At 41.8% G+C, this 13,282-nt stretch carries 11 protein-coding genes; 1 reads left to right on the forward strand and 10 read right to left on the reverse strand.

Going from position 1 to position 13,282, the window contains the following annotated elements; translation table 11 throughout:
* Positions 1-61 precede the first annotated feature (61 nt).
* The gene (locus ACYQ1I_RS03095; RefSeq protein WP_459762363.1) at positions 62-3,211 is read right to left on the reverse strand and encodes an AAA family ATPase; all 3,150 of its coding nucleotides are present in this window, start codon (positions 3,209-3,211) and stop codon (positions 62-64) included.
* 1 nt (position 3,212) lies between these two features.
* Positions 3,213-4,379 (reverse strand): exonuclease SbcCD subunit D, encoded by a 1,167-nt coding sequence (locus ACYQ1I_RS03100; protein ID WP_459762365.1) that lies wholly within the window; start codon positions 4,377-4,379, stop codon positions 3,213-3,215.
* 191 nt (positions 4,380-4,570) lie between these two features.
* On the opposite strand from ACYQ1I_RS03100, the gene ACYQ1I_RS03105 reads away from it, so the two are divergent.
* Positions 4,571-5,134: a VanZ family protein gene (locus ACYQ1I_RS03105; protein WP_459762367.1), complete on the forward strand. Its 564-nt coding sequence runs from the start codon at positions 4,571-4,573 to the stop codon at positions 5,132-5,134.
* Positions 5,135-5,177: 43 nt separating this feature from the next.
* Here ACYQ1I_RS03105 and ACYQ1I_RS03110 read toward each other — a convergent pair whose 3' ends face one another.
* The 8 genes from ACYQ1I_RS03110 to ACYQ1I_RS03145 form a co-directional block, all read right to left on the reverse strand.
* On the reverse strand, positions 5,178-5,600 hold the full coding sequence (locus ACYQ1I_RS03110) for an NUDIX hydrolase (RefSeq protein WP_459762369.1): 423 nt from the start codon (positions 5,598-5,600) through the stop codon (positions 5,178-5,180).
* Positions 5,597-6,250, reverse strand: coding sequence for a TetR/AcrR family transcriptional regulator (locus ACYQ1I_RS03115; protein ID WP_459762371.1), 654 nt, complete (start codon positions 6,248-6,250; stop codon positions 5,597-5,599). Before ACYQ1I_RS03115 ends, ACYQ1I_RS03110 begins: the two co-directional genes overlap by 4 nt.
* A 524-nt stretch (positions 6,251-6,774) precedes the next feature.
* On the reverse strand, positions 6,775-7,395 hold the full coding sequence (locus ACYQ1I_RS03120) for a DUF3298 and DUF4163 domain-containing protein (protein WP_459762373.1): 621 nt from the start codon (positions 7,393-7,395) through the stop codon (positions 6,775-6,777).
* Positions 7,396-7,463: 68 nt separating this feature from the next.
* Positions 7,464-9,512 carry a putative bifunctional diguanylate cyclase/phosphodiesterase gene (locus ACYQ1I_RS03125; RefSeq protein ID WP_459762375.1) on the reverse strand — a complete coding sequence of 683 codons (2,049 nt, stop codon included), beginning with the start codon at positions 9,510-9,512 and terminating at the stop codon, positions 7,464-7,466.
* Positions 9,513-9,696: 184 nt separating this feature from the next.
* The gene (locus ACYQ1I_RS03130; RefSeq protein ID WP_459762377.1) at positions 9,697-11,088 is read right to left on the reverse strand and encodes an MATE family efflux transporter; all 1,392 of its coding nucleotides are present in this window, start codon (positions 11,086-11,088) and stop codon (positions 9,697-9,699) included.
* Positions 11,089-11,175: 87 nt separating this feature from the next.
* Positions 11,176-11,625 (reverse strand): MarR family winged helix-turn-helix transcriptional regulator, encoded by a 450-nt coding sequence (locus tag ACYQ1I_RS03135; RefSeq protein WP_459765286.1) that lies wholly within the window; start codon positions 11,623-11,625, stop codon positions 11,176-11,178.
* Positions 11,626-11,791: 166 nt separating this feature from the next.
* Positions 11,792-12,442, reverse strand: a complete 651-nt coding sequence (trhA, locus tag ACYQ1I_RS03140) for a PAQR family membrane homeostasis protein TrhA (RefSeq protein WP_459762379.1) — start codon at positions 12,440-12,442, stop codon at positions 11,792-11,794.
* 164 nt (positions 12,443-12,606) lie between these two features.
* Positions 12,607-13,281, reverse strand: coding sequence for a uracil-DNA glycosylase (locus tag ACYQ1I_RS03145; RefSeq protein WP_459762381.1), 675 nt, complete (start codon positions 13,279-13,281; stop codon positions 12,607-12,609).
* Position 13,282 lies beyond the last annotated feature (1 nt).

The following is a 13,282-nucleotide window of genomic DNA, read 5'->3' on the forward strand; positions in this document are numbered from 1 at the left end:
ATTATAGATACAAAATAGATACAATATAAATACAATTTTCATTTCAGAAGGCTACAATGCTTTAACCAATCTTAAATAATGTCTTACTTCCCCTATGCCCCGGTATAATTTCAAGCTTTGCCTCGATTCGCTCCTTTAGCTCAGGCACATGGGAAATAATTCCTACGAGACGCCCTTGCTGCCGTAATTCCATCAGGGCTTCAATGGCATTATCAAGAGACTCGGGATCCAGCGTACCAAAGCCCTCATCAATAAAAATGGTATCAAGGCTGATTCCACCGGCATAGGATTGTACTACATCTGCCAATCCCAGAGCCAGGGCCAGGGACGCCTTAAAGCCTTCCCCCCCTGAAAGGGTCTTAACATGCCGGGCCTTACCGGTATAATAGTCAAATACCTCCAGTTCCAGTCCCCCCTGGGCGTTACTTCGAGCCCGCTCATCGGTTCTGGCCAGGCTGTAGCGCCTGTCTGTCATTTTAAGAAGCCGTTCATTGGCCGCCTGTACAATTTGGTCTAAAAAGGCTGCCAGAACATATCGTTCAAAGGTCATCCCTTCCTTATTATTCCCCCTGGCCACCTCTGCCAGATGTCCCAGGGTTCGATAGGTCTCTTCCCGCTGGGCAATTTCCTCAGTATCCCCAACAACGCCCTTCAGTACCGTAGTATTTTTTTCAACCCTGCCCCGAAGGGCCGTTTCTGCCTGAAGGATTCGGCTTCTTTGCTCCTTAATCTGCTGTTCCTGTTGGATTAATGCTCCAAGATCTATGATTTTTATTCCCGCTGTGGCCAAAACTGCTTCTTGGTATCGGTCTTCCAAAGATTTTAACGTTTCATAGAAGTTCCTTACCCCTTCCTCCAGGGCACCTTGCCTCTCCTGGGGCAATTTAGCCTCCTGATAATGGCCGATATTTTCAAACCCCCCCTGGGCTATGGCTTGCTGTAATTTTTCAAGGGAAAGACGCTCCTGACGGCTGGCCTCCTCCAGGTTACTTTGACTCTCCTTAAGCAGTGCCCCTTCCTTTTCCATAATAAGCCGGGCATTTTGATATTTCTCTTCAGCCTCCTTCAGGGCCCTTGTACCTGCCAGGTAGGTTGCCTCGTAGTCTGAAATGGCCTGATCAAGGCTTTTTTTACTTCTGATGGTTTCTGGTATCTCTTGTTTTAAAGCCGCAATCAAGGCCCTCTGGCTCTGAACCTGTCCCAATAACGCTGTGTAGTGGGTCTGCTGTTCCTCCAACGCCTTTTCTAAGGCTCTGATACCATCTCTAATCTGTCTGAGCCTGGCCTCCGAAGGAGCCTGTCGGGCTTTTTGCTGCTTTATTCTAAGGGCTTCCCGTTCCAGTATTTCTCTTTCGTGATCTGCCATATTCAGCTGCTTGTTTATCCATTCCCTCATTTGAGCCTGCTTTAACTCATCAATGTCAACAGATAGTACCCTGCTTAGCTCTTCCTTTTCCTTTTTCACCAGTTTTTTCTGGGCAATTCCATCGGCCTCCAGGTTCATGAATTCATTTTGCTTTTTTCTTAATTGAAGCTCCAGCTCCTGAATTTGCTCCTTTACCTCCCGCAATTGTATCTCTGTGGGAACCCCCGTTGCCGACTCTGCTGGATGGGGGTGATGGGTGGAACCACAAACGGGGCAGGGGCTTCCTGCTTTAAGGGTGTCAGCCAAAAGGCCGGCTTGCCCCAGATACCAGGCTTCATGCAGTTCATCCTGCTGTTTTTTAGATTCATGATATTTATTTTGGAGCTTTTCATAGTCAGACTTTAGTCTTTTGTATTGTATAGCATAGTCATTAAGGAGACTGTTGTCATTATCCAATTGCTTAAGTCTTAAACAAAGCTCCTGGGCCTTTTCCAGCCTGCCCATCAGCTCTGCGTGTTTCACCAGGTCGGCCTGTAGCCCTTCCACCTGTTCTACGATCTTCATTTCCTCTTCCCGCTGATTCTTAAGGGCCTTCCGGTTTCCTTCAAGGCCTTCCTCTGCCTCCTTAAGGCTTTTATCCAATTGTATACAGGAATCTTCCAGGCTGCTTAATCTTTCTACCTTCTCTAAAAACCCCTTTAGCCTGGTAAGCTCCTGGTTTATTTTTTCAAGGACCGGCTCCTTTTCCCTTTCAGCTTGATAATGATTTAAAGCACCATCTAATTGCTCCTGGGCCTTCGTAAGCCTATGTAAAATGCCTTCATGCTGGGCTTTTCTTTTATTTATTTCGGCTTGCCGCTGAAGGTAGTTTTCTTCTATCGGGATAATCATTGCTGCCCTTTGACCAGCTTGCAGTATCTTCTCCTGCTCCTTAATATAGGGTTCCTTCTCTTGATGCTGCTCAATCATGATTGAAAGCTGATCTCGCTCCTTTAGCCTTTTGTTGTTAACCTCCCCCTGAATCATTTCCCTTTGCAGTGTCTTAAGGGTACTGTCGTGTTCCTGTATTTTCAGAGAAAATTCTTTGATTCTTTCCTCATCCTGTTGGATGGTTCTTTCTAATTCATCCAATAGGCCATGAATATTAATATCCCTGGCCTCCGCCAGGACTGCCAGCTCAGACCCCGGCTCATATTGTATTTGCTTAATTTGATCATGGCGCTTCATCAATAGGTATTGAATTTCACCCTTCATGGCCTTTGCCTTTTCTGTCAGCCTGCGTTCCAGCTCCTTGTATTTTTCTGTACCAAATATTCGCTGTAAAATCTTTTCTCGTTCCCGACTATCGGATGTCAGGAGCCTTCGAAATTCTCCCTGGGGAAGCATCATGATCTGTCTGAATTGCTCACAGCTTATTCCCATGATCTCTTGTATTTTCTCTTTTACTGGATTAATCCCAGAAATTACCCTGGCCTCGGGGCCCTTACCAATGATCAGCTCTGCTTCTGGATTTTGTAAAGTCGTTCCGGCTCCCCTGCTTTTGGCCTTTTCCTGCCGGGGAATTCGCTTAATATGGTAATTGGTTCCCCTAAGCTCAAATTCAAGCTCTACCCTGGTTAGGGAGCGGAGGTCGGCAAATTGGCTTCTCAGGCTTTCACCATCCCGTTCCTGACCACTGGCTTCTCCATAGATGGCATAGGCAATACCATCAAAGATAGTGGTTTTTCCTGCTCCGGTGGGGCCTGTCACTAAAAAAATACGATGCTCCCCAAGTCTGGTAAAATCAATTACCTCCTCCTCCGGATAGGGGCCAAAGGCCCCCAGGATTAGCCTTAATGGCTTCATGCTAACACTTCCTCTCTTCTGCTGCCATTTCTTCCAGTACTTCACCTAATATTTGACTTTGCTCAGCTGTTAAAGCTTGACCCGTTACAGCCCCATAAAATTCATTAAACAGGGCCAGCTTGGACCTTTGTTGATGATCTTTGCCGGCTGAAATGCTGCCGCCCTTGCCCTTATATTGGTAGGCGCTTCTTTCTAGTCTTAACAGATTAGGATAAACTGCCCGTAGCTTTCCAATAGCATCTAAAAGTTCTCCTTCGTCGGTCAGGGTAACCATCAGGTAATCGTCTATATTGGTATCGGAATAGACCTGAGGGTCCAGTAAATCCTTAATCTTCCCCTGTATTCTTCTCATATCCCGAGGGGGCTTCAGGCTTCTTTCTTTAACAAACACAAGCCCCTTTTCATCCAGCTCCACCACTGTGATGGTTTTTCTTTGATGTACCTCGGAAAAGGAATACTTCATCAGGGAGCCGCCATAACGAACGTGGTCATACTGCACTTTTTGGGGACTATGAAGGTGCCCCAGGGCCGTATAATGGAAATCTTCAAAGTGCTTTACCTGGATATATTCACTTCCCCCTACCGAAAGGGGCCTTTCAGACTCACTGATTTCGGGGTCTGATCCACCTATGACAAACCCATGGGTCACCAGTATATTCCGTTCCTGGTAGTTAATTTGTCCTTTTATTTGTTTAATAATGGCTTCCATGGCCTCGTCGTGGTTTTGGATTTCCGTTATCCCCAATACCGACCTGACCGTTGCAGGGTCGGCATAGGGAACAAGGTAAAAATTAACTGGGCCGAATTGATCTTGAAGCGTAATGGGCCTTGGGTTGGCTGTCAGCTTCCCTGATATGTAGAGGCCCTTATTTTCCAGTAACCTATTGCCAAAGGATAACCGGTCGGGACTATCGTGGTTACCGGCAATAGCTAGAACAGGTGTATTTAAATCCAACAGCAGCTTGGAAAAAACTTCGTCTAAAAGCTCGACTGCCTCAACCGGCGGTACCGATCGATCATAGAGGTCTCCTGCGATTACAATGGCATCGGGCCTTTCCGCCTCTACTAATGCAATGAATTGAGCCAATATTTCCCGCTGATCCTTTGTCATATGAATCTGATGAACCAGCTTGCCAATATGCCAATCACTGGTATGAAATATTTTCAATGGGTATCCCCCCTGTATCTTCCTTTAATTTTTAATAGTAGTATCACTATCTATACCCTTTTATTTTACCATGGCCCGCCACCATCAGCTATCTTGGTATAAAAAAACATGTCCTCATTTACTAATTTTTTTACGTAAGGGTATAATAGGAAATAGAAACTTATTCTGCACACTAGGAAGGACATGAGCCAATGAAGAAGAAACATGCTTGGATGATTATTATATTAGTGGTGGGCTTACTCTTTTTTCTTTCGTCTATTCCCGGGCTTCGGGTGCTTCCCTTGGTCAGACAGATTAATCATTTATTAAGGAGCTATGATTTATCAATTACCCGTCTGTCCCAATGGATTGCCCAAAGACTGCCTATGCATACCAATGAATTAAGACCCCTGGAAACCATCAGCCAGGACTTTTATCGCTATGCCAGGGCCAACCCGGTTATTATTGAATTTATTTTAAGAAAGCTGGCCCATGTATTTATTTTTTTCATGGTCACTGTTTCTCTTTTTTTACTGCTTCATCAATATGTCAATCGCTCTTATCGAGCAGTACTTCTGGCTGCCGCTGGTGCAAGCCTTCTGGCGGTGATTGATGAATATCGTCAAACCTTTGTTCCTGGCCGACACGGCAGTCGGATCGATGTATTGATTGATATGGTTGGTGTGGTCATAGCGGTTTTCTTTATAGGGCTTTCTTTCCTGATTACCCGCTGGGGATTGCCTCAAGGAACAAAAGTATCCTCTACCAAGGATTAAAATTTAAAAGGCCATGCCTGGCATTGGATTGCCAGACCTGGCCTTATTGTTTATTGAGATGGGGCAGTTTTTCTAGCAGTAGCTTTAGCCCCTCTCGACTCGGTGGGAATATAGGGCTTAAGAGAAGGGCTTCATCAATGGTGAACCAACCAAATTCAATTATTTCCCTCGGTTCAATCCTTACTTCTCCTATAAAGCTCTCACAGCTATAGATCGAAGGCCCTACCAGGGCAGGCTTTCCTTTGATACGAACAGGTGCCTCGACGGTGCCCAATCGTGTAAGATGTCTTGCCCTTAAGCCAAATTCCTCAAAAAGCTCCCTTTGGGCACATTCCTCCATGGTTTCATTAGCCTCTCGCTTTCCTCCAGCCAGTCCCCAGCCCTGCCCATCGGCCCGAAGGCCCAATAGTACCTTTTGGCCGCTAATAACAGCCACACCGGTACAATCCGTTAAGACTGTCTTCAATAGCCTTCCCCCCTTGAATATATTCCATATTTAAGCACCTCTATATAGGAGTCTAAATCCTGAATGAGCTGCTGACTGTCTTCCAAAATTCCTTGCTTGCCGCGATATCGTTTTAAATACTTTTGAAAAAGCTGGTCAAAAATAATATTGATTAGCTCCACCGCATGCTCTATATTAATATTACTTCTCAGCTTTGAAGGATCCATATGGCGTGAATAAAAGGCAGTATTGAGAACATTCAAGGAGCGGTAAACACGAAAATACATCTCCTGCATTTCCTTCTTCAATTCACCGGGAGGCTCGGAAAAGGCCTTCATTAACAGACGATATTCAATAGGGTAGGGTAGAAAGGTTTTTAGCTTGATCAAAATAATTTCCTTGATCCTTTCAAAAAAATCCTCTTGATCCACCCTCTTTATATTTTCTTCCAGCATTTGAATAAAATGAGTGGCAATATGATTGACTACATAGAGATATAGGTTTTTTTTTGAACCAAAGTAATGAAATAGAATTCCCTTCGATATCCCTGCCCGTTGAGTAATATGATTTGTTGAGGCTCCTCGATAGCCCTTTGCAGCAAATTCTTCAATGCATATCTGAATAATTTCATTTTTTCGCTGGGGTGTTAACTTATTAAAGGTATCGTACAAATTTATTCCTCCCCCGGATTATCCTTCTCTTGCATTGATTACCAGTCATCTTTGGAAGCTTTATAGGACGACCTTGTTGATATCTATATATAGAAAGCCTCTTTAATTAGTAGGAACTTCTCTAGATTATAAAAATATGGTTAATATAACCATATCAGATATTGACCAAGGGGTCAAGCCCTTCGATTTCTGCTGTTATCTAATTTATTTTGATCCAAAGATTGGCTGCAATACGTAGATGACTATAAGCAGCAGCCCTATTCCTAACACTAAGGATGTTTTTCTTTTTCTCATCCTGATTCCCCCTTTGATGTTTATTATTCACGGTCTCCCCTAAATTGTATTACCCATGAACATAATATTCCTATTATATTACAACGTGGCAGAATAATTTACAAGTATTTTATGGAAAATGTTTATAGATAAGATTCTTTCCTCCAAATACCTTCTAACTGATAGCTTGTGGAAACATAAAAAAAATGACCCCCAAACGGGAGCCTCTATTTAAACTTTTTAACCTGTTTCTAATTCATTATCATTTTATCCAATGGTCCGTTTTCCCTTAATATTCCCTGAATTTCGTAGGCTGAAATGGGGAAGAAGGGAAAGCCATAGGCATAGGGGGTAATCTCATACAATTGAAAATAGATCACAAGGCTTTTATCGGCAATGTAATAATCCTGCTCTGGTGAAATTCCTTTAAATTCATCCAGCAAGGGAATTTCTCTAGCCTTTATTTGTGCCGCCACAATGTCTGATAATACCTTTACGTAGTTACTATCGGCCTTGAAAAGGTCCTTTAACTCGTAGGTTTTGCCAGTATTAATGTTGAAGGTTAAAGACTTAATGATTGTTAACCCGTGGGCTGCGTGATAAGGATACGCATAGTTTGAAATACTTAAACTTAGTATTCCCCGTTGGTTGTTCTTGATTTCGTACCAGCCTTGAATCGAGGTGTTGGGGCTTTGATAGTAGCCCTGCTCTATAATTAACTTATTGACCAGGGTCAATATGCGATGATTGATTCGTTGCTGTGCAACTGTATTAATCATTCCCACCACCACGGGGTAATGCACAACCAGGTTTGGATCAGAGGACAATAATTTTTGGGTAACAATTTGTACAGGATTCTGTATGATATTCATAAATACCCTCCCATCAACACAGTAGTTAATAGTATATACTATGCAGACATGTGGAAATAATTAACTTTTTATTTAAATTCGTTAATTTTTTGAGTCGTAGGGCGTAATTTCAGCTCCATTTCCTTGGCTGGTACCGGCCTTCCAAATAAATAACCCTGTCCCCCGTTGCAATCTATGTTTCTTAAAAATTGCCGCTGTTCTTCGGTCTCAATTCCTTCAGCGATAATCTTTAAATTCATTTCCTGGGCCAGCTTAATCAATGATTTAGTAATGGCCTGCTCCTTAAGATTGGCCGTTACGTTTTCCACAAAGGAACGATCAATTTTTATATAGTCAATGGGCAGCAGTTTTAAGTAATTTAAAGAGGAATAGCCTGTTCCAAAGTCATCCAGGGCAATTTTGAAGTTCATCTCCCGCAGCTGGTGCAATAATAATATAATCTTTTCAAAGTTTTCTATCGCAGCATGCTCGGTAATTTCAAATTCAATATCCTTTGGCTCAGCGCCGGTTTCCTCCAATATACTCTTTATGTCTTCAATAAAATTTTTATCCTTCATTTGAATTGCCGAAAGATTGATAGATATTTTGGCTGGAGTAAGGCCCCTAAGCCTCCACTGTTTACTCTGGCTGCAGGCCTCGTAAATTACCCACCGCCCAATTTGACGAATTAATCCGGTTCTTTCTGCCGCAGAGATAAAATAATAAGGGGATATCATTCCTTTAAATGGGTGATTCCAGCGGATTAGGGCCTCCATCCCGGTAATTTCTTCTGTCTTTAAATCGTATTGGGGCTGATAATACAGTAAAAATTCTTTATTCTTAATGCCATATCGCAGGCTTTTTTCTATTTCCATTGATTCAACAATTTTGTCTGCCATGGTTCTTTCGAATAATTCATAGCAGTTTTTACCCTTGCCTTTAGCAACATACATGGCCGTATCGGCATTTTTCAAAAGCATCTGGTAGGTGGTACCATGTTCCGGATAAAGGGCAATTCCGATGCTTCCTGATATGTAAAATTCCTGTGAACCCACCACCCAGTTTTTCTCAAGGGCTTCCACCACTGCCTGGGCCCTTTCTATCGGCACCACAGGATCTTCATATTGATTCATTAGCAATGCAAACTCATCGCCCCCCAGCCTAGCCAGCAAATCATTTTCTCCCTTCAACTGAAGCAGCGCAGCGGTAATGTCTTTTAAAAGCGCATCGCCGTAGACATGCCCCAGGGTATCATTAACTACTTTAAAATTATCTAAGTCAAAGTATAATAGTGCCAGATTGCCCAGGGCCTTACTATGCTCCTTAAAGGCTGCTTCCAGTAACATACGATTGGGAAGCCCGGTTAATGGGTCGTAATAGGCCATTTGGTAAATTTTTTCCTGAGCCTGCCTATACTGCGTCATATCGGTTCCTGTGGAGATCACAACCACTAAATGATCCTCCTGATGGAGGATGCTATTATTCCAAAGAATATCTAACAATCTGCCGTCCTTACACTGAACTTGCCCCTCATAATTTTCCATTGATTTTCCATGAAGCAGGGTTTGAAAAACCATTCTGGCCTTTTCCTGATGGGACCGGGGAATCAATACCTTCAGTGGATTTTTACCTATAAAATCCTCCAGAGAATAGCCCGTCAGGGTTTCCATATATCCATTCATTTTTATAATTTGCCCTTTTGTATTCCAAACACAGATGAGTATATTTGAATTATTCATAATTTGCTTAGAGAGTAGCTGTTCCTTTTTTAAATAGGTCTCTAGCCTGACTTGGTGAGATTTAGCCTGCTCCAGCTCACTAATTCTATCCATCAGGGCTTCCTCCGTTCTCTTGAAGGCTTCATTAAGTATCTTTATTCTATGATTGCTTTCCTTTATTTTTTCCAATAACCCTTTAATTTTTCTTAAGCATAAATATATTATCAAACTCAAAGCTGCAATCATAAAAAAAAGTATCCCCCGGCTAAGCTGAATACCTCTGAATTGAATCAACAATAACCCCACTGGGCCAAAATGAATCATGCCGACCATTACTGTTTTAATATCAATATATTTTTTCTTTAAATGATCAGGTATTTTGTCAGGCATCCGGGTCAATTGTATCTTGCTATCCTTCATTTCTACCTCCAATTGTTCTTTACACGCTAGTAAAGGAATGCAATTAATAAAAATACAGTTGATTCATTATAGCATTACATTGGAAAGGATACCATATATTTGTCGAAAATCATATTATTTTGTCGTTTATTTTCAAACAAAAAAGCTGAAGAAATCAACTTTTGAGTTTCTTCAGCTTCATCTATTATGGAGTGCTGTAGCCCTCCTTAAGCTCCTTGGCTCCTTTTGTTTCCTGATGCTGCTTGTCAAGGTTCTTCAGCTCCATTATAATCCATATGCCGGTAATAACAGAGGCAACACCGTCGGCCACGGGACCTGACATCAATATACCATCCACTCCGAAAAATCTGGGAAGGATTAATATGGCTGGTATTAATACAAGTACCTGTCTTGAAAGACTTAAAAAGGCTGCCTGCTTTGGTTTTCCAATGGCTTGGAAATAGTTGGCCGAAATAACCTGAAAACCTATAATAGGTAAGAGCAGCATAAAGGTTTTTAAGGCCTTCGTACCAAAGGCAATCAGTTCTTGATCATGCCGGTTAAATAATGACACAAATTTTTCAGGATATAGCCTAATTCCAACAAAGCCAACACATACAATGACCGTTGCAGCCAATATGCCCAGCTTGAGGGCCTCCTTCACCCGGTCAAATTTCTTAGCACCATAATTATAGCCAATAATCGGCTGTACTCCTTGATTAATTCCAAAGATAGGCATTAGAATCAAGGTGGAAATACTTGATACTACTCCCATTGCCGATATGGCAAGGTCTCCTCCATAGGTGGTCAGACTTTTATTTAATATCAAATTTAGTACGCTGGCCGCCAATTGCATTGCAAAGGGAGCTGCTCCCAGGGAAAGAATCTTTTGAACGCTGGGCCAGTGAAGCCTTAGGGTTTTGGCATGAATTTTTAATATGCTCTTTCCTCCTAGGAAATGGTACATTACCCAGGCTGCAGAAAGGGTTTGGGAAATGACGGTAGCCAAAGCCGCTCCTCTTATTCCCCACTTGAATAAATAAATAAAAATTGGGTCTAGCAATGTATTCATAATGGCTCCAATTAGCATGGTCAGCATTGCTACCTTGGGGTTTCCCTCTGAACGAATAAAGTTATTCATACCAAAGCCAATGGATTGAAATACGGTTCCTAATAAAATAATTTGAAGGTATTCTTTAGCATAGGGTAATACATCCTGACTAGCCCCAAAAAGCCTCAATAATGGCTCAATAAAAATTAGGCCCGCCACGGTAATGATAATGGAAATACCTATTAACAGTACCAGTGAATTACCCATAATTAATTCTGCATCTTTTTTCCGCTGTTGGCCCAATCTAATGGAAACTAAGGAATTGCCACCTACGCCAATCAGCATTGTACAAGCTAATATAAATATCATAATGGGAAAACCAATTGTAATTCCGGCAATCCCCAAAGTACCTACTCCATTTCCTATAAATATTCGGTCTACCACATTATATAATGCATTTACCAGCATACCAATAATAGCTGGAACTGAAAATTTAATCAGTAATGTAAGTACCCTTTCCTCTCCGAGGTTTTTTGAATGATCCATAGTAATCTCTCCTTCTGTCTCTTGTTAAAACAACTGGTATCTAGTACCCCGTTTCAATTAAATACAGGTTTTAACTGTCATAGGGTACTAATCTGCTGTGGGCCTATTACTGTCTAAATTGTTAATGATTTTGGTAATAAACTGCTCCAGCTCAATAATTTCTTCTTCAGAAAAGCCCGCCATGGTATGGCGGGTAATCCCTTTAATAACCTGCTCTATTTCTGGAATGGCCTCTTTTGCCCTAGGAGTTAAGGAAATGAGCTGGGAACGTCGATCGCTTGGGTGCTTTAATCGGTTGACCCAGCCCTCTTCAATTAAACGGTCAATAATTCTTGTAATGGCCGGGCGCTCTACCTGAAGTCTTTCTGCAATTAACGCAGGTGCATTATTTTCAATAGAATTTTGTTTCTTTTCTTGCATAAACAAATCCATCAACACAGCCCATTGGGCTGAGGTCAGCTGATAGCTTTTTAGTCCTTCGTTAATTTTCCACTTCATCAGGTGAGATGCTTTGTTCAACAAGCAGCCTAATTTCATTTCCCTCACAAAGCTTCCCTCCCCGTAAAATTAACATGTTAACTATAATATGATAACCGAATGGGTCAACAAAGTCAATATGACACTATTTGCATTTTTTGATATTATTTAAACAATAATTTAAGGCCCGGACAGATCTGCTATCCAGGCCTTTTTTAGCTTCAGTCTAAGCCAGAGCAAGATATTTTAAGATGCCAACAAAGTGAAATGCACTGCCGGTCAGGACAAACAGATGCCAAATGGCATGGTTAAAGGGTATTTTTTTGATGGCATAGAAAATTGTACCGATTGTATAAACCAGCCCCCCTGCCAATAGCCAGGCAAAGAAGCCCTTTGGTGTCACGGCGATCATTGGCTTAACGGCAATTATGACCAACCAACCCATTAAAATATATAGCGCAAGGGAAAAGATTTTATGCTTATCAAACTGATTATAAGTTATGATTTTAAACAGAATCCCCAGCACGGCAATGGTCCATACAGCAACTAAAATACCTACCCGCCAATAACCGGTTAAGGCCAGCAGTGCAATGGGAGTATAGGTACCAGCAATGAAAAGGTATATTGAAGCATGATCAAATACCCTTAAAATCCTTTTGATTTTTTGATTTTGAAAGCTATGGTACAGGGTTGACGAGGTATACAGGGCAATGGAGCAGAAGCCATAAATGCTAAAGGCTGTAATGGCCATGGGACTTCGCTTTTGTATCGCAATAATCAATAATACCACCAGAGCCGCCACCCCAAACAGTATCCCGATTCCATGGGTAATGCTATTGGCCAGTTCTTCCTTAAAGGAATAATTTTTACTTATCAAGGCTGTTCCTCCTTCTTTTTTGTTTATACTTTTATTATAGCTTAAAAAACTATTTTTAGTTGTTAATTCTTCCCTCAATCTGTTTTTTTATTCTTCCAATTACTTTTTTCATGGAATTAAAAATGCAGCCCATTCCTCTATGTAGGTGGCTGCAAATATATTAATTATAAATCAGGTAACTGCCAGTCGATTTCCTTTGAGCCTATTTCCTTTAAAAATTGATTGGTTCTGGAAAAGGGCCTGCTTCCAAAAAAACCACGATGGGCCGAAAATGGACTGGGATGAGGTGATTTGATGATATGATGGTTCTTATTGGTGATCAATAGCTCTTTATCATGGGCATTTTTTCCCCATAATATAAAGACAATAGGTCTCTCTCTTTTATTGAGAAGTCCAATAATTTCATCGGTAAAGTTTTCCCATCCCATGCCCTGGTGGGAATTGGGCTGCCCCCTTCTGACAGTTAATACCGTATTAAGCATTAAAACCCCTTCCCCTGCCCATTTTATTAGATAACCATGATTAGGTATGGAACAACCTAAATCATCCGCTAATTCCTTATAAATATTTTGCAGGGAGGGGGGCGGTTTTATACCCGGCATTACAGAAAAGCTCAAACCATGGGCCTGCCCGGGACCATGGTATGGGTCCTGCCCTAAAATAACTGCTTTAACAGCTTCATAGGGAGTGGTATGGAGGGCATTAAAGATCGCATATTTATCGGGGTAGATGGTATTTGTCTTATACTCCTGTATTAAAAATTGCCTCAGTTTAAGATAACTTGATGAACGAAAGGCAGTATCCAAAAGGGGACCCCAGTCGTTTTTTAAAATTGCCATG

It is taken from the genome of Alkaliphilus crotonatoxidans (assembly GCF_054658015.1).

What these genes read in the sequence shown, in the direction of transcription:
- ACYQ1I_RS03130 (WP_459762377.1), bottom strand. Translation starts at nt 11,088, where the DNA reads ATGGATCATTCAAAAAACCTCGGAGAGGAAAGGGTACTTACATTACTG.
- ACYQ1I_RS03125 (WP_459762375.1), bottom strand. Translation starts at nt 9,512, where the DNA reads ATGAAGGATAGCAAGATACAATTGACCCGGATGCCTGACAAAATACCT.
- ACYQ1I_RS03135 (WP_459765286.1), bottom strand. Translation starts at nt 11,625, where the DNA reads ATGAAATTAGGCTGCTTGTTGAACAAAGCATCTCACCTGATGAAGTGG.
- ACYQ1I_RS03120 (WP_459762373.1), bottom strand. Translation starts at nt 7,395, where the DNA reads ATGAATATCATACAGAATCCTGTACAAATTGTTACCCAAAAATTATTG.
- ACYQ1I_RS03095 (WP_459762363.1), bottom strand. Translation starts at nt 3,211, where the DNA reads ATGAAGCCATTAAGGCTAATCCTGGGGGCCTTTGGCCCCTATCCGGAG.
- ACYQ1I_RS03105 (WP_459762367.1), top strand. Translation starts at nt 4,571, where the DNA reads ATGAAGAAGAAACATGCTTGGATGATTATTATATTAGTGGTGGGCTTA.
- ACYQ1I_RS03145 (WP_459762381.1), bottom strand. Translation starts at nt 13,281, where the DNA reads ATGGCAATTTTAAAAAACGACTGGGGTCCCCTTTTGGATACTGCCTTT.